28 protein-coding genes are annotated in these 16,355 nt (G+C 68.9%); all 28 read left to right on the forward strand.

Translation table 11 applies throughout. The features are described 5' to 3' along the window. Positions 1–216 precede the first annotated feature (216 nt). Positions 217–525 carry a 30S ribosomal protein S10 gene (rpsJ, locus tag HNR19_RS04185; protein ID WP_007078637.1) on the forward strand — a complete coding sequence of 103 codons (309 nt, stop codon included), beginning with the start codon at positions 217–219 and terminating at the stop codon, positions 523–525. 19 nt (positions 526–544) lie between these two features. Then, complete coding sequence (gene rplC / locus HNR19_RS04190; RefSeq protein ID WP_179666764.1) at positions 545–1,195, forward strand: 50S ribosomal protein L3; 651 nt, start codon at positions 545–547, stop codon at positions 1,193–1,195. Between the two features lie 5 nt (positions 1,196–1,200). Next, positions 1,201–1,824: a 50S ribosomal protein L4 gene (rplD, locus tag HNR19_RS04195; RefSeq protein WP_179666765.1), complete on the forward strand. Its 624-nt coding sequence runs from the start codon at positions 1,201–1,203 to the stop codon at positions 1,822–1,824. After that, positions 1,821–2,123 (forward strand): 50S ribosomal protein L23, encoded by a 303-nt coding sequence (gene rplW / locus HNR19_RS04200; protein WP_179666766.1) that lies wholly within the window; start codon positions 1,821–1,823, stop codon positions 2,121–2,123. The genes rplD and rplW overlap by 4 nt, the downstream gene beginning before the upstream one ends. After that, positions 2,123–2,959 carry a 50S ribosomal protein L2 gene (rplB, locus tag HNR19_RS04205; RefSeq protein WP_179666767.1) on the forward strand — a complete coding sequence of 279 codons (837 nt, stop codon included), beginning with the start codon at positions 2,123–2,125 and terminating at the stop codon, positions 2,957–2,959. The genes rplW and rplB overlap by 1 nt, the downstream gene beginning before the upstream one ends. Positions 2,960–2,975: 16 nt before the next feature. Next, a complete protein-coding gene (rpsS, locus tag HNR19_RS04210) occupies positions 2,976–3,257 on the forward strand; it encodes a 30S ribosomal protein S19 (protein ID WP_136594898.1) in 282 nt (93 codons plus the stop codon). Then, a complete protein-coding gene (gene rplV, locus HNR19_RS04215) occupies positions 3,254–3,679 on the forward strand; it encodes a 50S ribosomal protein L22 (protein ID WP_179666768.1) in 426 nt (141 codons plus the stop codon). Before rpsS ends, rplV begins: the two co-directional genes overlap by 4 nt. Beyond that, positions 3,679–4,500: a 30S ribosomal protein S3 gene (gene rpsC / locus HNR19_RS04220; protein WP_179666769.1), complete on the forward strand. Its 822-nt coding sequence runs from the start codon at positions 3,679–3,681 to the stop codon at positions 4,498–4,500. Before rplV ends, rpsC begins: the two co-directional genes overlap by 1 nt. A gap of 3 nt (positions 4,501–4,503) precedes the next feature. Then, positions 4,504–4,923 carry a 50S ribosomal protein L16 gene (rplP, locus tag HNR19_RS04225; protein WP_179666770.1) on the forward strand — a complete coding sequence of 140 codons (420 nt, stop codon included), beginning with the start codon at positions 4,504–4,506 and terminating at the stop codon, positions 4,921–4,923. After that, positions 4,923–5,168, forward strand: coding sequence for a 50S ribosomal protein L29 (gene rpmC, locus HNR19_RS04230; RefSeq protein WP_179666771.1), 246 nt, complete (start codon positions 4,923–4,925; stop codon positions 5,166–5,168). Before rplP ends, rpmC begins: the two co-directional genes overlap by 1 nt. Beyond that, positions 5,165–5,440, forward strand: coding sequence for a 30S ribosomal protein S17 (gene rpsQ / locus HNR19_RS04235; RefSeq protein WP_179666772.1), 276 nt, complete (start codon positions 5,165–5,167; stop codon positions 5,438–5,440). The genes rpmC and rpsQ overlap by 4 nt, the downstream gene beginning before the upstream one ends. A 67-nt stretch (positions 5,441–5,507) precedes the next feature. Continuing rightward, on the forward strand, positions 5,508–5,876 hold the full coding sequence (rplN, locus tag HNR19_RS04240) for a 50S ribosomal protein L14 (protein WP_179666773.1): 369 nt from the start codon (positions 5,508–5,510) through the stop codon (positions 5,874–5,876). Continuing rightward, a complete protein-coding gene (gene rplX, locus HNR19_RS04245; protein WP_246303474.1) occupies positions 5,876–6,250 on the forward strand; it encodes a 50S ribosomal protein L24 in 375 nt (124 codons plus the stop codon). Before rplN ends, rplX begins: the two co-directional genes overlap by 1 nt. A gap of 8 nt (positions 6,251–6,258) precedes the next feature. Further along, a complete protein-coding gene (rplE, locus tag HNR19_RS04250) occupies positions 6,259–6,837 on the forward strand; it encodes a 50S ribosomal protein L5 (protein WP_179666774.1) in 579 nt (192 codons plus the stop codon). A gap of 16 nt (positions 6,838–6,853) precedes the next feature. Further along, positions 6,854–7,039, forward strand: a complete 186-nt coding sequence (locus tag HNR19_RS04255; RefSeq protein ID WP_010831721.1) for a type Z 30S ribosomal protein S14 — start codon at positions 6,854–6,856, stop codon at positions 7,037–7,039. An 88-nt stretch (positions 7,040–7,127) separates the two neighbouring features. Further along, a complete protein-coding gene (rpsH, locus tag HNR19_RS04260; protein WP_179666775.1) occupies positions 7,128–7,532 on the forward strand; it encodes a 30S ribosomal protein S8 in 405 nt (134 codons plus the stop codon). 30 nt (positions 7,533–7,562) lie between these two features. Beyond that, complete coding sequence (gene rplF / locus HNR19_RS04265) at positions 7,563–8,102, forward strand: 50S ribosomal protein L6 (RefSeq protein ID WP_179666776.1); 540 nt, start codon at positions 7,563–7,565, stop codon at positions 8,100–8,102. A 2-nt stretch (positions 8,103–8,104) separates the two neighbouring features. Further along, positions 8,105–8,488, forward strand: coding sequence for a 50S ribosomal protein L18 (rplR, locus tag HNR19_RS04270; RefSeq protein ID WP_179666777.1), 384 nt, complete (start codon positions 8,105–8,107; stop codon positions 8,486–8,488). A gap of 28 nt (positions 8,489–8,516) precedes the next feature. Beyond that, on the forward strand, positions 8,517–9,155 hold the full coding sequence (rpsE, locus tag HNR19_RS04275) for a 30S ribosomal protein S5 (RefSeq protein WP_179666778.1): 639 nt from the start codon (positions 8,517–8,519) through the stop codon (positions 9,153–9,155). Further along, complete coding sequence (rpmD, locus tag HNR19_RS04280; protein ID WP_179666779.1) at positions 9,155–9,343, forward strand: 50S ribosomal protein L30; 189 nt, start codon at positions 9,155–9,157, stop codon at positions 9,341–9,343. Before rpsE ends, rpmD begins: the two co-directional genes overlap by 1 nt. Before the next feature lie 5 nt (positions 9,344–9,348). Beyond that, a complete protein-coding gene (rplO, locus tag HNR19_RS04285; RefSeq protein ID WP_179666780.1) occupies positions 9,349–9,789 on the forward strand; it encodes a 50S ribosomal protein L15 in 441 nt (146 codons plus the stop codon). 132 nt (positions 9,790–9,921) lie between these two features. Beyond that, positions 9,922–11,235, forward strand: coding sequence for a preprotein translocase subunit SecY (gene secY / locus HNR19_RS04290; protein ID WP_179666781.1), 1,314 nt, complete (start codon positions 9,922–9,924; stop codon positions 11,233–11,235). 5 nt (positions 11,236–11,240) lie between these two features. After that, on the forward strand, positions 11,241–11,816 hold the full coding sequence (locus tag HNR19_RS04295; protein WP_179666782.1) for an adenylate kinase: 576 nt from the start codon (positions 11,241–11,243) through the stop codon (positions 11,814–11,816). Positions 11,817–11,823: 7 nt separating this feature from the next. After that, positions 11,824–12,642, forward strand: coding sequence for a type I methionyl aminopeptidase (map, locus tag HNR19_RS04300; RefSeq protein WP_179666783.1), 819 nt, complete (start codon positions 11,824–11,826; stop codon positions 12,640–12,642). Between the two features lie 27 nt (positions 12,643–12,669). Further along, positions 12,670–13,758, forward strand: a complete 1,089-nt coding sequence (locus HNR19_RS04305) for an isochorismate synthase (protein ID WP_179666784.1) — start codon at positions 12,670–12,672, stop codon at positions 13,756–13,758. Beyond that, positions 13,755–14,351 (forward strand): 4'-phosphopantetheinyl transferase family protein, encoded by a 597-nt coding sequence (locus tag HNR19_RS04310; protein WP_179666785.1) that lies wholly within the window; start codon positions 13,755–13,757, stop codon positions 14,349–14,351. The genes HNR19_RS04305 and HNR19_RS04310 overlap by 4 nt, the downstream gene beginning before the upstream one ends. 79 nt (positions 14,352–14,430) lie before the next feature. Continuing rightward, complete coding sequence (locus HNR19_RS04315; protein WP_179666786.1) at positions 14,431–15,096, forward strand: FadR/GntR family transcriptional regulator; 666 nt, start codon at positions 14,431–14,433, stop codon at positions 15,094–15,096. Positions 15,097–15,285: 189 nt separating this feature from the next. Continuing rightward, positions 15,286–16,320 carry a TerC/Alx family metal homeostasis membrane protein gene (locus HNR19_RS04320; protein ID WP_179666787.1) on the forward strand — a complete coding sequence of 345 codons (1,035 nt, stop codon included), beginning with the start codon at positions 15,286–15,288 and terminating at the stop codon, positions 16,318–16,320. Positions 16,321–16,355 lie beyond the last annotated feature (35 nt).

Below are 16,355 nucleotides of genomic sequence, written 5' to 3' on the forward strand. Positions count from 1 at the left end.
GTGCCCGGACCCCGGAGACGCGATCAGCCCGACGAACCGTCGGGTGCCTCACAACAAAGCACCAGGCCTGCAAGGGCGGACGTGTGTGCCAAAACAGGCGCGACACGCCCGACCTCGGGGGTCGGGAGCGGTGAGGTGAGCAGCAGGGCGGGACCGACTCAACCGGAGGACGTCCCCACCAGTGGACGCGGACCAGAAGAAGGACGAGAGAGACCTATGGCGGGACAGAAGATCCGCATCAGGCTCAAGGCCTATGACCACGAGGTGATCGACACCTCGGCGCGGAAGATCGTTGACACCGTCACCCGTACGGGTGCGAAGGTCGCCGGCCCGGTGCCGCTGCCGACCGAGAAGAACGTCTTCTGCGTCATCCGCTCGCCGCACAAGTACAAGGACTCCCGCGAGCACTTCGAGATGCGCACGCACAAGCGCCTCATCGACATCATCGACCCCACCCCGAAGACCGTCGACAGCCTCATGCGGCTCGACCTCCCGGCCGGTGTCGACATCGAGATCAAGCTCTGATCGGAAAGTTGATCGAGACATGACCATCGAACGCAACGTCAAGGGCCTGCTCGGCACCAAGCTGGGCATGACCCAGCTGTGGGACGACAACAACCGTGTCGTGCCGGTGACCGTCATCGAGGCCACCACCAACGTCGTGACCCAGGTCCGCCAGCCCCAGCCCGACGGCTACAACGCCGTCCAGATCGGCTACGGCGAGATCGAGGGCCGCAAGGTCAACAAGCCTGCCGCGGGCCACTTCGCGAAGGCCGGCACCACGCCGCGCCGCCACGTGGTCGAGATCCGCACCGCCGACGCCGCCAGCTACGAGATCGGCGCCGAGATCCCGGTCGACACCTTCGAGGCCGGCGAGCAGATCGACGTCACCGGCACCAGCAAGGGCAAGGGCTTCGCCGGTGTCATGAAGCGTCACGGCTTCGCCGGCGTGAGCGCCTCCCACGGTGCGCACCGCAACCACCGCAAGCCCGGCTCGATCGGCGCCTGCGCCACCCCGGGTCGCGTGTTCAAGGGCCTGCGCATGGCCGGCCGCATGGGTAGCGACACCGTCACCACCCAGAACGTCACCGTCCACGCCGTCGACGTGGAGAAGGGCCTGATCCTCGTCAAGGGCGCGGTTCCCGGTCCCAAGGGTGGCGTCGTCGTCCTCCGCACGGCTGCGAAGAAGGGCTGATAACCATGGCTACCAAGACCGTCAAGGTCGACTTCCCGGCCGAGATCTTCGACGTTGAGCTCAACGTCCCGCTGATCCACCAGGTCGTCGTCGCGCAGCAGGCCGCTGCCCGCCAGGGCACGCACGCCACCAAGACCCGCGGCGACGTCCGCGGCGGTGGCCGCAAGCCCTACAAGCAGAAGGGCACCGGCCGCGCCCGCCAGGGCTCGACCCGCGCGCCGCAGTTCGCCGGCGGTGGCGTCGTCCACGGCCCGCAGCCGCGCGACTACAGCCAGCGCACCCCCAAGAAGATGAAGGCCGCCGCCCTGCGCGGTGCCCTCTCCGACCGGGCGCGCAACGAGCGGATCCACGTCGTCGAGGCCCTGATCTCCGCCGACAAGCCGTCGACGAAGGCTGCCCTCGCCGCGCTCCTCGAGCTCAGCGACCGTCGCAACTTCCTCGTCGTGCTCGAGCGCACCGACACCGTCACCTGGCTGTCGCTGCGCAACGCGCCCGAGGTCCACCTCGTCGCCGTCGACCAGCTCAACACCTACGACGTCCTCGCCAGCGACGACGTCGTGTTCAGCAAGGGCGCCTACGACGCGTTCGTCAGCGGCACCGCCTACGGCAAGAAGGAGGGCGACCAGTGAGCACCCTGCACAAGGACCACCGCGACATCCTGATCGCGCCGGTCGTGTCGGAGAAGAGCTACAGCCTCCTCGACGCCAACAAGTACACGTTCCTGGTGCACCCGGACGCCAACAAGACCGAGATCAAGATCGCGGTCGAGAAGGTGTTCAACGTCAAGGTCACCTCGGTGAACACCCTCAACCGGCCGGGCAAGACCCGCCGGACCCGCTACGGCATCGGCAAGCGCAAGGACACCAAGCGCGCGATCGTCAGCCTGGCCGAGGGTCACCGCATCGACATCTTCGGAGGGCAGGCCTGATGGCTATCCGTAAGTACAAGCCGACCACCCCGGGCCGTCGTGGCTCCTCGGTGGCCGACTTCGTCGAGATCACCCGGACCACCCCGGAGAAGTCGCTGACCCGTCCGCTGCCCAAGAAGGGCGGCCGCAACAACCAGGGCCGGATCACCACCCGGCACCAGGGCGGCGGCCACAAGCGGGCCTACCGGATCATCGACTTCCGTCGCTACGACAAGGACGGCGTGCCGGCCAAGGTCGCTCACATCGAGTACGACCCCAACCGCACCGCGCGCATCGCGCTGCTGCACTACGCCGACGGCGAGAAGCGCTACATCATCGCGCCGAAGGACCTGTCGCAGGGCATGACCGTCGAGGCCGGTGTCGGCGCCGACATCAAGCCGGGCAACAACCTGCCGCTGCGCAACATCCCCGTCGGCACGACGATCCACTGCGTCGAGCTGCGCCCCGGCGGCGGTGCCAAGCTGGCCCGCTCGGCCGGCAACAGCGCCCAGCTGGTCGCCCGTGAGGGAAGCCGCGCCACGCTGCGCCTGCCCTCGGGCGAGATGCGGTTCGTCGACGTGCGCTGCCGCGCCACCGTCGGCGAGGTCGGCAACGCCGAGCAGTCCAACATCAACTGGGGCAAGGCCGGCCGCATGCGGTGGAAGGGCAAGCGCCCGACCGTCCGCGGTGTCGTCATGAACCCGGTCGACCACCCGCACGGTGGTGGTGAGGGCAAGACCTCCGGTGGTCGCCACCCGGTCTCGCCGTGGGGCAAGCCCGAGGGCCGTACGCGCAAGCGCAAGGCCTCGGACAGCCAGATCATCCGTCGTCGCAAGACCGGCAAGAACAAGCGCTGAGTAGGGAAGAACTGAGATGCCTCGCAGCCTGAAGAAGGGTCCCTTCGTCGACGACCACCTCATGAAGAAGGTGGACGCCGAGAACGAGAAGGGTTCCCACAACGTCATCAAGACCTGGTCGCGCCGCTCGATGATCGTCCCGGCGATGATCGGCCACACGATCGCGGTGCACGACGGTCGCAAGCACGTGCCGGTCTTCATCAGCGACTCGATGGTCGGCCACAAGCTGGGCGAGTTCGCCCCGACCCGCACCTACCGCGGACACGTCAAGGAAGACCGGAAGGGACGTCGTCGATGACCACCACTGACCGCCGGCGCACCAGCGCCCGCCGCGAGTCGCTCCTGGGCGACCAGCCCGGTGCGTTCGCGACCGCCCGCTTCCAGCGGATCACGCCGATGAAGGCGCGCCGCGTCGTCGACCTCGTCCGCGGCCTGCCCGTCGACGAGGCGCTGACGCTGCTGCAGTTCGCGCCGCAGTCGGCCGCGCAGACCGTCTACAAGGTGCTCGAGAGCGCCGTGGCCAACGCCGAGACGACCGAGGGCCTCAACGCGGGCGACCTCGTCGTGGCGGCTGGCCGCGTCGACGAGGGCCCGACCATGAAGCGGTGGCGTCCCCGTGCCCAGGGCCGGGCGACCCGCATCAACAAGCGGACCAGCCACATCACGCTCGTGGTCCAGCCGGCCGACGTCGTCGAGGCTGCGAAGAAGGGGAAGAACTGATGGGTCAGAAGATCAACCCGAACGGCTTCCGTCTCGGCATCTCCACCGACCACAAGTCGCGTTGGTACGCCGACAAGCTGTACAAGTCGTACGTCGGTGAGGACGTCGCGATCCGCAAGCTCCTGTCCAAGGGCATGGAGCGCGCCGGCATCGCGAAGGTCGAGATCGAGCGCACCCGCGACCGGGTCCGCGTCGACATCCACACCGCGCGTCCGGGCATCGTCATCGGCCGCCGCGGCGCCGAGGCCGACCGCATCCGCGGCGAGCTCGAGAAGCTGACCGGCAAGCAGGTCCAGCTCAACATCCTCGAGGTCAAGAACCCCGAGATCGACGCTCAGCTCGTCGCCCAGGGTGTCGCCGAGCAGCTGTCGGGTCGCGTCCAGTTCCGCCGCGCGATGCGCAAGGCCATGCAGACCTCGATGCGCTCCGGTGCCAAGGGCATCCGGATCCAGTGCTCCGGCCGCCTCAACGGCGCCGAGATGTCGCGCACCGAGTTCTACCGCGAGGGCCGCGTCCCGCTGCACACGCTGCGTGCCGACATCGACTACGGCTTCTACGAGGCCCGCACGACCTTCGGCCGCATCGGCGTGAAGGTCTGGATCTACAAGGGCGAGGTCGCCGGCACCCGTGCCGAGCGCCAGGCCCAGCAGGCTGCCCGCGCCGGTGTCCCCGGCCGCAGCGGCCGTCCGTCCCGTGGTGGCGACCGCCCGAGCCGTGGCTCGCGCGGTGCCCGCACCGAGGCTCCGGCCACCGAGGCTCCCGCTGCGGAGGCTCCGGCTGAGGCCACCTCGGCTGCCCCGGCTGAGAACCAGGAGAGCTGACCCATGTTGATGCCGCGTCGCGTCAAGCACCGCAAGCAGCACCACCCGAAGCGTCGGGGTGCGGCGAAGGGTGGCACGAAGCTCGCGTTCGGTGACTTCGGGATCCAGGCGATCGAGGGCCACTACGTCACCAACCGGCAGATCGAGTCCGCTCGTATCGCCATGACCCGTCACATCAAGCGTGGCGGCAAGGTCTGGATCAACATCTACCCGGACCGCCCGCTCACCAAGAAGCCCGCCGAGACCCGGATGGGTTCCGGTAAGGGCTCGCCCGAGTGGTGGGTCGCCAACGTCAAGCCCGGCCGCGTCATGTTCGAGCTGTCCGGCGTCGACGAGGTCACCGCCCGCGAGGCGATGCGCCGCGCGATGCACAAGCTGCCCATGAAGTGCCGCTTCGTCACCCGAGAGGCTGGTGAGTTCTGATGGCCAACGCCACTCGCGCTCACGAACTGGATGAGCTCAACAACGTCGACCTCGAGGCCAAGCTGCGCGAGGCCAAGGAGGAGCTGTTCAACCTGCGCTTCCAGGCGGCCACCGGCCAGCTGGAGAGCCACGGCCGGTTGCGCACGGTCAAGAAGGACATCGCCCGGATCTACACCGTGGTGCGCGAGCGCGAGCTCGGCATCCGGACCGCGCCGGGCGCGGAGAGCAACGAGGAGACCGCATGAGCGAGCAGAACACCGGCTCGGTCCGCAACGCGCGCAAGACCCGTGAGGGCCTGGTCGTCAGCGACAAGATGGACAAGACCGTCGTCGTGTCGGTCGAGGACCGCGTCAAGCACGCCCTCTACGGCAAGGTCATGCGCAAGAACACGCGCCTCAAGGCCCACGACGAGGCCAACGACTGTGGCATCGGCGACCGGGTCCTGATCATGGAGACCCGCCCGCTGTCGGCCACCAAGCGCTGGCGCGTCGTCGAGATCCTCGAGCGCGCGAAGTAACCACCCGTTCGGCCAGGCTTCCCGTCCCTGAGGCGGGGAGAACCGGCACGACAACCAGGAGAAATCGATGATTCAGCAGGAGTCGCGACTCAAGGTCGCCGACAACACCGGTGCGAAGGAGATCCTCTGCATCCGCGTGCTCGGCGGCTCCGGCCGTCGCTACGCCGGCATCGGCGACACCATCGTCGCCACCGTCAAGGACGCGATCCCCGGCGGCAACGTGAAGAAGGGTGACGTCGTCAAGGCCGTCATCGTCCGCACGGTCAAGGAGCGCCGCCGTCCCGACGGTTCCTACATCCGCTTCGACGAGAACGCCGCCGTGATCCTCAAGTCCGACGGCGAGCCGCGCGGCACGCGCATCTTCGGCCCCGTGGGCCGCGAGCTGCGCGAGAAGAAGTTCATGAAGATCATCTCGCTCGCGCCGGAGGTGCTGTGATGACCAACCGCAAGATGCCGAAGCTCGCCATCAAGAAGGGCGACACCGTCAAGGTCATCGCCGGCAAGGACAAGGGCGCCGAGGGCAAGGTCATCCGCGTGCTCCGCGAGGAGCAGCGCGTGATCGTCGAGGGCGTCAACCGCATCAAAAAGCACACCAAGGCCATCGACCAGGGCGGTCGCGCCGGCAACACCGGCGGCATCATCACGACCGAGGCGCCCATCCACGTCTCCAACGTGATGCTCGTCGAGGGCGACGGCGTGACCCGCATCGCGCACAAGCGCGTCGAGGTCACCAAGCGCCGCCCCGACGGCTCGGAGTACACGTCGACGCGCAGCGTCCGCATCTCGCGCAAGACCGGTAAGGAAATCTGAGGAATCCGATGACCGAGACCACTGCAACCCTTACCGAGGTCCCGACCCCTCGGCTGAAGACCAAGTACCGCGAGGAGATCCTCCCGGCGCTGAAGTCCGACTTCGAGATCGCCAACGTCATGCAGGTGCCCGGCCTGACCAAGATCGTGGTCAACATGGGCGTCGGCGAGGCCGCGCGCGACTCGAAGCTGATCGAGGGCGCGATCCGCGACCTCACCGTGATCACCGGCCAGAAGCCGGCCGTGACCAAGGCCCGCAAGTCGATCGCCCAGTTCAAGCTGCGCGAGGGCATGCCGATCGGTGCGCACGTCACGCTGCGCGGTGACCGGATGTGGGAGTTCCTCGACCGGCTGCTGTCGCTCGCCCTTCCGCGCATCCGCGACTTCCGGGGCCTGTCGCCGAAGCAGTTCGACGGCCGCGGCAACTACACGTTCGGCCTGACCGAGCAGGTCATGTTCCACGAGATCGACCAGGACAAGGTCGACCGCCAGCGGGGCATGGACATCACGATCGTCACCACGGCGACCAACGACGAGCAGGGGCGCGCGCTGCTGAAGCAGCTCGGGTTCCCCTTCGCAGAGCGCTGAGCAGGGAGAAGTAGAGATGGCTAAGACTTCACTGAAGGTCAAGGCGGCCCGCAAGCCGAAGTTCGCGGTGCGCGGCTACACCCGTTGCCAGCGCTGCGGTCGCCCGAAGGCGGTCTACCGCAAGTTCGGCCTCTGCCGGATCTGCCTGCGGGAGATGGCCCACCGCGGCGAGCTGCCGGGCGTCACCAAGTCCTCCTGGTGACCCAGGCCTAACCACCGAATCAACCAGCTGAAGGTCCGATCCGCCGGAGAGCGGACGGAAACCACAGCAGAGAGAGAAACCACGCATCATGACGATGACCGACCCGATCGCAGACATGCTGACCCGTCTGCGCAACGCCAACCAGGCGTACCACGACGCCGTGGCCATGCCGTACAGCAAGCTGAAGCAGGGCGTCGCCGAGATCCTCAAGCAGGAGGGCTACATCACCTCCTTCGAGGTCGCCGACAACGAGAACGGCGTCGGCAAGACGCTGACGATCACCCTCAAGTACGGCCGCAACCGTGAGCGCTCGATCGCCGGCGTCCGCCGCATCAGCAAGCCGGGCCTGCGTGTCTACGCCAAGCACACCGGCCTCCCGAAGGTGCTCGGCGGCCTGGGCGTCGCGATCATCTCGACGAGCCAGGGTCTGCTCACCGACCGCCAGGCGGGCCAGAAGGGCGTGGGTGGGGAAGTCCTCGCCTACGTCTGGTAACCCCCGAGACCGAGAAGGAGAAACACAAGCATGTCGCGCATTGGCAAGCTCCCCGTCCCGGTCCCGGCCGGCGTGGACGTGACGCTCGACGGCCAGCAGGTGACGGTCAAGGGGCCCAAGGGCACCCTGAGCCACACCGTGGCCGCGCCGATCACCGTCAGCCAGGGCGAGGGCGTCCTCGACGTCCAGCGTCCCGACGATGAGCGGATCAGCAAGTCGCTCCACGGCCTGACCCGCACCCTGATCAACAACATGGTCGTGGGCGTGACCGAGGGCTACGAGAAGAAGCTCGAGATCGTGGGCGTCGGTTACCGCGTCCTGTCCAAGGGCCCCACCCAGCTGGAGTTCCAGCTCGGCTACTCGCACCCGATCATCTTCGACGCTCCCGAGGGCATCACCTTCGCCGTCGAGGGTCCGACCAAGCTCGGCGTGGCCGGCATCGACAAGCAGCTCGTCGGTGAGGTCGCGGCCAACATCCGCAAGCTCCGCAAGCCCGAGCCCTACAAGGGCAAGGGCGTCCGGTACGCCGGCGAGCACATCCGTCGCAAGGTCGGAAAGGCTGGTAAGTGACCATGGCGATCACCCTCAAGCACCAGCGGCACCTCTCGGCGCGCGCGAAGTCGCGCCTGCGCCGTCAGATCCGCGGTCGGAAGAACATCTCGGGCACGCCCGAGCGCCCGCGCATGGTCGTCACCCGCTCGACCAAGCACATCACCGTCCAGGTCGTCGACGACCTGGTGGGCAAGACGCTCGCGTCGGCCTCGACCATGGAGGGCGACGTGCGCTCCACCGAGGGCGACAAGACCGCCAAGGCGAAGAAGGTCGGCGAGCTCGTCGCTGCCCGGGCCAAGGAGATCGGTGTCGAGGCGGTCGTGTTCGACCGCGCCGGCAACAAGTACCACGGCCGCATCGCGGCCCTTGCTGATGGCGCCCGCGAGGGCGGCCTGAGCTTCTGACCGCGAAAAGAACCAGGGAGACAGACAGATGAGTGGACCCCAGCGCGGACAGCGTTCGGGCGGCGACCGCCGCGGAGGCGGTCGTGACGACCGTCGCGGCGGTGGCGACAAGAGCCAGTACGTCGAGCGCGTCGTCGCGATCAACCGCGTCGCCAAGGTCGTGAAGGGTGGTCGTCGCTTCAGCTTCACCGCCCTCGTGGTCGTCGGCGACGGCGACGGTCTGGTCGGCGTCGGCTACGGCAAGGCCAAGGAAGTCCCGGCGGCGATCGCCAAGGGCGTCGAGGAGGCGAAGAAGAACTTCTTCCGCGTCCCCCGCGTCCAGGGCACGATCCCGCACCCCGTCCAGGGCGAGAAGGCTGCCGGCGTCGTGTTCCTGCGCCCGGCCGCGCCCGGTACCGGTGTCATCGCCGGTGGCCCGGTGCGTGCGGTGCTCGAGTGCGCCGGCATCCACGACGTGCTCAGCAAGTCGCTGGGCTCGTCCAACCAGATCAACATCGTGCACGCGACCGTGACGGCGCTGCAGATGCTCGAGCAGCCCGAGAGCGTGGCGGCCCGCCGTGGCCTCGCGGTCGAGGACGTCGCCCCGGCGGCGCTGCTCAAGGCGAAGGCCGAGGGCGAGGCCGAGGCCGCCGCCGCGGCCAAGGCAGCTGCAGGGGTGAGCTCCTGATGGCTCAGCTCAAGGTCCAGCAGAAGAAGTCGGCGATCGGTCGGAAGGCCAACCAGCGCGAGACGCTGCGCACCCTCGGCCTGAAGAAGATCGGCGACGTCGTCGTCAAGGAGGACCGTCCCGAGATCCGGGGCATGGTCCACACCGTCCGTCACCTTGTGACGGTCGAGGTCGTCGGAGAGGAGTGAGTCTGATGGCTCTCAAGCTTCATCACCTGCGTCCGGCACCCGGCGCCAAGACCGCCAAGACCCGCGTGGGTCGCGGTGAGGGCTCCAAGGGAAAGACCGCCGGTCGCGGTACCAAGGGCACCAAGGCCCGCAACCAGGTCCCGGTCGCCTTCGAGGGTGGCCAGATGCCGATCCACATGCGGCTGCCGAAGCTCAAGGGCTTCAAGAACCCGTTCAAGGTGACCTACCAGGTCGTCAACCTCGACCGGATCAGCAGCCTGTTCCCGGAGGGTGGCGACGTCACCCCCGAGACGCTGGTGGCCCGTGGTGCGGTCCGCAAGGGCGAGCCCGTCAAGGTGCTCGGCCAGGGCGACCTGACCGTCAAGGTCTCGGTCAGCGCGAATGCGTTCTCGTCCTCCGCCAAGGAGAAGATCGAGGGCGCGGGCGGCACTGTCACCGTCCTGTGATGTCCACGTGGAGGGCGCGTCGGCCGTGAGGCCGTCGCGCCCTTCGCGCATCCCGGTCCCGCTACCTCGTCGGGTACCCCCTGTTAGGCTTCCCCGCGGCCGTCCGGCCCGTGAAAGTGAGAAGAGGATCCTGTGCTCAGCGCGTTCGTGAACGCCTTCCGGACCCCGGACCTGCGGCGCAAGCTGCTGTTCGTCCTGGGCATCATCGTGATCTTCCGGGCCGGCTCGCAGATCCCCGCACCTGGCGTGCACGTCTACAACGTGCAGGAGTGCATCAACATCGCCCAGGAGGGCGAGAGCGCCGGGATCTACAACCTGATCAACCTGTTCTCCGGCGGGGCGCTGCTCCAGCTCACGATCTTCGCGCTGGGCATCATGCCCTACATCACCGCGAGCATCATCCTGCAGCTGCTCGTCGTCGTGATCCCGCGGCTGGAGGCCCTCAAGAAGGAGGGCCAGGCCGGCCAGACGAAGATCACGCAGTACACCCGCTACCTCACGCTGGGCCTGGCCGTGCTCCAGGCGACCGGCATCGTCGCGCTCGCGCGCTCGGGCAACCTGCTCCAGGGCTGTGACCCGACGCAGTACCCGCTGCTGCACAGCGACGACACCAAGACGTTCCTCATCCTGGTCGTCACCATGACCGCCGGCACCGCCGTGATCATGTGGCTCGGTGAGCTGATCACCGAGCGCGGCATCGGCAACGGCATGTCCATCCTGATCTTCTGCCAGGTCGTCGCGACCTTCCCGGCTGCCCTCTGGCAGGTCGGCAAGAGCCAGGGCTGGTGGACCTTCGGCGTCGTCATCGCCATCGGCATGGTCATCGTCGCCGGCGTCATCTTCATCGAGCAGTCGCAGCGCCGGATCCCGGTGCAGTACGCCCGCCGCATGGTCGGTCGGAAGATGTTCGGCGGCAGCTCGACGTACATCCCGCTCAAGGTCAACCAGGCGGGCATCATCCCGGTCATCTTCGCCTCGTCGCTGCTCTACCTGCCGGCGATGGCGGTGCAGTTCAACGCGACCAGCGACGCCGCCTGGGTCAAGTGGGTCTCAGATTATTTCGTGACCGGCGACCACCCGCTCTACATGGCGACATACTTCCTGCTCATCATCTTCTTCACCTACTTCTACGTGTCGATCACCTTCAACCCAGTCGAGGTGGCCGACAACATGAAGAAGTACGGCGGCTTCATCCCCGGGATCCGGGCGGGCAAGCCGACCCAGGACTACCTGTCCTACGTCCTGTCCCGCATCACGCTGCCGGGCGCTCTCTACCTGGGTCTGATCTCGCTCATCCCGCTGATCGCGATCGTGCTGATCGACGCCAACCAGAGCTTCCCGTTCGGAGGCACGTCGATCCTGATCATGGTCGGCGTCGCGCTCGACACGGTGAAGCAGATCGAGAGCCAGCTCCAGCAGCGCAACTACGAAGGATTCCTGCGGTAATCGATATGAGGCTGCTGATCATGGGCCCGCCCGGCGCGGGCAAGGGCACCCAGGCGAAGTTCGTCGCAGAGCACTGCGGCATCCCGGCGATCTCGACCGGCGACATCTTCCGTGCCAACGTCTCGCAGGGCACCCCGCTCGGCGTCGAGGCGAAGAAGTACATGGACGCCGGCGAGTACGTGCCCGACGAGGTCACCAACCTCATGGTGCGCAACCGCATCGACGAGCCCGACGCCGAGCCCGGCTTCCTGCTCGACGGCTACCCGCGCACCCTGGCCCAGGTCGAGGAGCTCGACGGGATGATCGCGCACACGGGCCACCGGCTTGACGCGGTCATCGTGCTGACGGTCGACCAGGACGAGGTCGTGCAGCGGCTGCTGCAGCGCGCCCAGATCGAGGGTCGCGCCGACGACACCGAGGACGTCATCCGGCGGCGGCAGGAGCTGTTCGCGGAGGAGACCGCCCCGCTGATCGACGTCTACAAGAAGCGCGGCCTCGTGCACGAGATCGACGGCCTCGGCGACGTCGAGGACGTCACGAAGCGGATCTTCGACGTCATCGACCAGATCCCCGAGTCGTAGCCGGCGCGTGGCGTTCGCGCGTCTGGAGATCAAGACACCGGAGCAGGTCCTCGTCATGCGCGAGGCCGGCCTGGTGGTCGGCCGGACCCTCGAGCTGCTCCGCGACGCCGTGCGCCCCGGGATCACCACGGGCGAGCTCGACCGGATCGCGGAGGAGCACATCCGCAGCCAGGGGGCGACGCCGTCGTTCCTGGGCTACGGCGAGCCGCCGTTCCCCGCGTCGATCTGCGCGTCGGTCAACGACGAGGTCGTCCACGGCATCCCGGGTGACCGGGTGCTGCGCGAGGGCGACGTCATCTCGATCGACTGCGGCGCGATCGTCGACGGCTGGCACGGCGACGCCGCGATCACGGTGCCGGTCGGGGAGATCGCTCCCGAGGTCGCCGAGCTGCTGCGGGTGACCGAGGAGGCGCTGTGGCGCGGGCTCGCTGCCGTGCGGCTCGGCGGCCGGGTCGGCGACATCTCGCACGCGATCGAGTCCTACGTCCGCGAGCAGGGCGCCTACGGCATCACCGAGGGCTACACCGGCCACGGCATCGGCTCGGCCATGCACCTCGACCCCGACGTGCCCAACTACGGCAAGCCCGGCCGTGGCCCCCGGCTCAAGCGCGGCCTCGCCCTCGCGGTGGAGCCGATGATCACCCTCGGCACCTCCGACACCGACCTCGCCGACGACGAGTGGACCGTTCTCACCAGCGACGGTAGCTGGGCCGCGCACTTCGAGCACACCTTCGCGCTGACCGACAACGGCGTCTGGGTGCTCACCGCCCTCGACGGCGGCGCCGCGCGTCTCGGGGACCTGTACGGCGGCCCGGCGACCGCCTAGGCGGCGGTGCGGCGTACCGTCTGTCTCGTGAGCGCGGACCGGCCCCTTCTCTTCGCCTCGGGCGACCAGGCGTACGTCGCCGACCGCGTCGTGCGCACCTGGCACACGCCGGACGGCTCCTCGGCCGCGTGGGCCGACGAGGTCGTGGCCGCGCTGGAGCCGGGGGAGCGGGCGATCGGGGCGCTGTCGTTCGCGCCCGGCGCGCCGGGGATCCTCCACCAGGTCACCGGCTCCGAGCGGCCGCTGGTGCGGACGGCGGGCGAGGAGCCGGAGCGCACCTACGAGGTGCGTGAGTTCCCGACGCCCGACGAGTACGCCGCGATGGTGCGCGAGGCCGTCGAGCGGATCGCCGAGGGCCCGCTGCGCAAGGTCGTGCTCGGCCGCTGCCTCGACGTGATCAGCGACCCGCCGCTCGTGCCGTCGGAGATCATCGACCGCCTCCTGGTGACCCGGCCGGGCCGCTACGTCTTCTCGGTGCCGCTCGAAGGTGCCACCGAGGTCCTGGTCGGGGCGAGCCCCGAGCTGCTGGTGCGGCGCGAGGGTGACCAGATCGCCTGCACGCCCCTCGCCGGGTCGGTGCCGCACAGCGACGACCCCGACGAGGACGCGCGGCGGGCCGAGGCCCTGCTCCTCTCGGCGAAGGACCTCGCCGAGCACGCGTTCGTCGTCGACGCGATCGTCCGCACCCTCAAGGAGGTCTGTGTCGACGTCGACGTTGCCGCCGCCCCGACCCTGCTCTCCACCGACACGGTCTGGCACCTCGCCTCGCCGATCACGGCCCGGCTCGCCGACCCGGAGACGGGGCCCAGCGCGCTGCGCCTCGCCCAGCTCCTGCATCCCACGCCTGCCGTCGGCGGCGTGCCGACGGCCGAGGCGGCCGCGATGATCACGGCCCTCGAGGGCGACCTGCGCGACTACTTCGCCGGGTTCGTCGGCTGGGTCGACGGCGACGGCGACGGCGAGTTCGCGGTGACGATCCGCGCCGCCACCATCGACGGGCCGCGGCTGCGGCTCTTCGCGGGCGCCGGCATCGTCGCCGGCTCCGACCCGGCCTCGGAGGTCGCCGAGACCGGCGCCAAGCTCGCCACCATGGCCCGGGTCACCGGCCTCCCATGACCGTCGTCCGGTTCCTCGCCGTCGACGAGGCGCTGGCCGGCCCCGCACTCCGCCTCACCGCGACCGAGCAGGCGCGCCACGACCGGCTGCGCGCGGAGCGCGACCGCCGGTCCTACCGGGCCGCCCACCGCCTGGTCCGGCTCTGTGTCGCCGAGCTGGTCGGCGGCGACGCCGCCGACGTCGAGCTCGCGCAGGAGTGCCCCGAGTGCCGGCTGACCGACCACGGCCGGCCGTACGTCGTCGGCGCGCCCGACGTGCACGTGAGCCTGAGCCACACGCGGGGGTGGGTGGCCGCGATGGCGTCCGACGCGCCCTGCGGGATCGACGTGGAGCAGGTGCGCGAGGTCAGCGCCGGCGTACCGCGCCGGGTGCTGTCCGCCGCCGAGCAGGCCTGGGTGGCCGACCAGGGCGACCCGACCCGCGCGTTCGCGGTGCTTTGGGCTCGCAAGGAGGCCCTGGTCAAGGCGGGCGTGGGCTCGATCGACGACGCCGCCCGGCTGGACGCGCTCACGGACGCGCGGCTGCGGGACTGGGCCGAGGCGCCCGCCGACGCCGCGGGGTCCTGGGTGCGCCTGTCGCCCGCGGCTCCCTAGCAGAATCCCGCGCCGGGGACGGCGTGTCTCAGACATCGAGGTCGCCGTCGGCGACGCCGTCCGTACCTACACTCGGTCCATGGCGATGGGCAGCCTGCGGGCACAGCAGACCGTGCAGCGGCTGAAGGCCGACATCATGGCCGGCCGGTGGCCCGTCAACGGCAAGATCCCGACCGAGGGCGAGCTCGCCGAGGAGCTCGGCGTCGGCCGCAGCACGATCCGCGAGGCGGTGCGGAGCCTGGCCTACCTCGGCATGCTCGAGCCGTCGCCGGGGCGCGGCACGTTCGTCCGGTCGCTGGGGCCGGTGCGCGGCGTGCTCGCCGACTTCGCCGCCGAGCACTCGTGGGTCGACGTCCTGCACATCCGCCGGATGCTCGAGATCCAGGCAGCGGAGCTCGCCGTCCTGCGGGCGACCGACGAGGCGCTCGACCGCGTGCAGGAGGCGCACGAGGCAGAGCTGGCGGGCGACGGCGCACCGGGCCGCTTCCACGCCGTCGTCATCGACATCGGGGAGAACCTGGTCCTGGCCGAGCTCTACAACGGCCTCTCGGCCGCGCTCCGGCGGGCCATGGACGACGGCACCAGCATCGAGGACGCGGGCGCCGTACGCCTGGCGAAGAGCGTCCAGGCGAGCCTCGACGAGCACGCCGCACTGATCGCGGCGCTCCGCACGCGCAACCTGCTCGCGGCGGTCTCGCTGGCGGCCGAGCACGCCTGTCACGATCTCGTCAGGCCCGCCGAGTAACGGGCGGCGGCCGGATCTCGCTAGGGTGGGAGCGACCGCGAGGGGAGTATTCCTACGCTGCGGGGTCGTCAGCACGACCGGCCAGGCACCACGGGGCCGGTCCGGGCCCGCAGGTCGCCGAGCTGAGAGACGAGCGGCGACGGAAGAGACCTCGGGGGATCGACCGACCCCCCGAACGAAGGAATCTCTGTGGAAGTAACGACCCTGGAATGGGCCATCACCATCGCCGTCACCGTCGGCGTGCTCATCTTCGACGTCATCGTCATCGCACGTGACCCGCACGAGCCGACGCTCAAGGAGTGCGCGATCGCGCTCTCGGTCTACATCGGCGCGGCCGTCGCGTTCGGCGTGTGGACCTGGTCCTACCACGGCCAGGACTACGGCATCGAGTTCTACGCCGGCTGGCTGACCGAGTACAGCCTGTCGATCGACAACCTGTTCGTCTTCATCATCTTGATGGCGGCGTTGAAGGTCCCGAGGAAGTACCAGCAGGAAGCGCTGATGGTCGGCATCGTGCTGGCCCTGATCTTCCGCGGCATCTTCATCGCGCTCGGCTACACGCTGATCGAGAACTTCAGCTGGGTCTTCTACATCTTCGGCGCGTTCCTCGTCTACACCGCGGTCAACCTCGTCCGCAGCCACATGACGCACGAGGAGGAGCACCCCGAGGACAACGCGATCGTGAAGTTCGCGCAGACCCACCTGCGCACCGGCACGGCGTACCACGGGCTGAAGCTCTGGTACCACGAGAACGGTGTCCGGGTGTTCTCGCCGATCCTGATCGTGATCATCGCGCTCGGCTTCACCGACATCCTGTTCGCGCTCGACTCGATCCCGGCGATCTTCGGCATCACCCAGGAGCCCTACCTGGTGTTCACGGCCAACGTGTTCGCGCTGATGGGGCTGCGCCAGCTCTACTTCCTGCTCGGCGGCCTGCTCAAGAAGCTCGTCTACCTGTCCTTCGGGCTCGCGTTCATCCTGGCGTTCATCGGCGTGAAGCTCGTGCTGCACGCCCTGCACGAGAACGAGCTGTCGTTCATCAACGACGGCCACCACGTGAGCGTCCCGGAGATCTCCTCGTTGCTGAGCCTCGGGGTGATCATCACGACGCTGATCCTCACCGCCGTCGCGAGCCTCTGGAGGACGCGCAACGAGGAGGCGGACACGGTCGACGAGGTCATGGCCGACGTCGACGAGACGCCCGGCTCCGACTGGCGGAGCTGATCCAGCTTCCTCCCTCCGGGCGATCCGTCCGGAGG

Origin of the sequence: Nocardioides thalensis (assembly GCF_013410655.1) — a bacterium.
GTDB lineage: Bacteria > Actinomycetota > Actinomycetes > Propionibacteriales > Nocardioidaceae > Nocardioides > Nocardioides thalensis.

Excerpts from the sequence above, each read along its gene's own strand:
- rpsJ (WP_007078637.1), top strand. The coding sequence starts at position 217 with ATGGCGGGACAGAAGATCCGCATCAGGCTCAAGGCCTATGACCACGAG.
- rplC (WP_179666764.1), top strand. The coding sequence starts at position 545 with ATGACCATCGAACGCAACGTCAAGGGCCTGCTCGGCACCAAGCTGGGC.
- rplD (WP_179666765.1), top strand. The coding sequence starts at position 1,201 with ATGGCTACCAAGACCGTCAAGGTCGACTTCCCGGCCGAGATCTTCGAC.
- rplB (WP_179666767.1), top strand. The coding sequence starts at position 2,123 with ATGGCTATCCGTAAGTACAAGCCGACCACCCCGGGCCGTCGTGGCTCC.
- rpsS (WP_136594898.1), top strand. The coding sequence starts at position 2,976 with ATGCCTCGCAGCCTGAAGAAGGGTCCCTTCGTCGACGACCACCTCATG.
- rplV (WP_179666768.1), top strand. The coding sequence starts at position 3,254 with ATGACCACCACTGACCGCCGGCGCACCAGCGCCCGCCGCGAGTCGCTC.
- rpsC (WP_179666769.1), top strand. The coding sequence starts at position 3,679 with ATGGGTCAGAAGATCAACCCGAACGGCTTCCGTCTCGGCATCTCCACC.
- rplP (WP_179666770.1), top strand. The coding sequence starts at position 4,504 with ATGTTGATGCCGCGTCGCGTCAAGCACCGCAAGCAGCACCACCCGAAG.
- rpmC (WP_179666771.1), top strand. The coding sequence starts at position 4,923 with ATGGCCAACGCCACTCGCGCTCACGAACTGGATGAGCTCAACAACGTC.
- rpsQ (WP_179666772.1), top strand. The coding sequence starts at position 5,165 with ATGAGCGAGCAGAACACCGGCTCGGTCCGCAACGCGCGCAAGACCCGT.
- rplN (WP_179666773.1), top strand. The coding sequence starts at position 5,508 with ATGATTCAGCAGGAGTCGCGACTCAAGGTCGCCGACAACACCGGTGCG.
- rplX (WP_246303474.1), top strand. The coding sequence starts at position 5,876 with ATGACCAACCGCAAGATGCCGAAGCTCGCCATCAAGAAGGGCGACACC.
- rplE (WP_179666774.1), top strand. The coding sequence starts at position 6,259 with ATGACCGAGACCACTGCAACCCTTACCGAGGTCCCGACCCCTCGGCTG.
- HNR19_RS04255 (WP_010831721.1), top strand. The coding sequence starts at position 6,854 with ATGGCTAAGACTTCACTGAAGGTCAAGGCGGCCCGCAAGCCGAAGTTC.
- rpsH (WP_179666775.1), top strand. The coding sequence starts at position 7,128 with ATGACGATGACCGACCCGATCGCAGACATGCTGACCCGTCTGCGCAAC.
- rplF (WP_179666776.1), top strand. The coding sequence starts at position 7,563 with ATGTCGCGCATTGGCAAGCTCCCCGTCCCGGTCCCGGCCGGCGTGGAC.
- rplR (WP_179666777.1), top strand. The coding sequence starts at position 8,105 with ATGGCGATCACCCTCAAGCACCAGCGGCACCTCTCGGCGCGCGCGAAG.
- rpsE (WP_179666778.1), top strand. The coding sequence starts at position 8,517 with ATGAGTGGACCCCAGCGCGGACAGCGTTCGGGCGGCGACCGCCGCGGA.
- rpmD (WP_179666779.1), top strand. The coding sequence starts at position 9,155 with ATGGCTCAGCTCAAGGTCCAGCAGAAGAAGTCGGCGATCGGTCGGAAG.
- rplO (WP_179666780.1), top strand. The coding sequence starts at position 9,349 with ATGGCTCTCAAGCTTCATCACCTGCGTCCGGCACCCGGCGCCAAGACC.
- HNR19_RS04295 (WP_179666782.1), top strand. The coding sequence starts at position 11,241 with ATGAGGCTGCTGATCATGGGCCCGCCCGGCGCGGGCAAGGGCACCCAG.
- HNR19_RS04310 (WP_179666785.1), top strand. The coding sequence starts at position 13,755 with ATGACCGTCGTCCGGTTCCTCGCCGTCGACGAGGCGCTGGCCGGCCCC.
- HNR19_RS04315 (WP_179666786.1), top strand. The coding sequence starts at position 14,431 with ATGGCGATGGGCAGCCTGCGGGCACAGCAGACCGTGCAGCGGCTGAAG.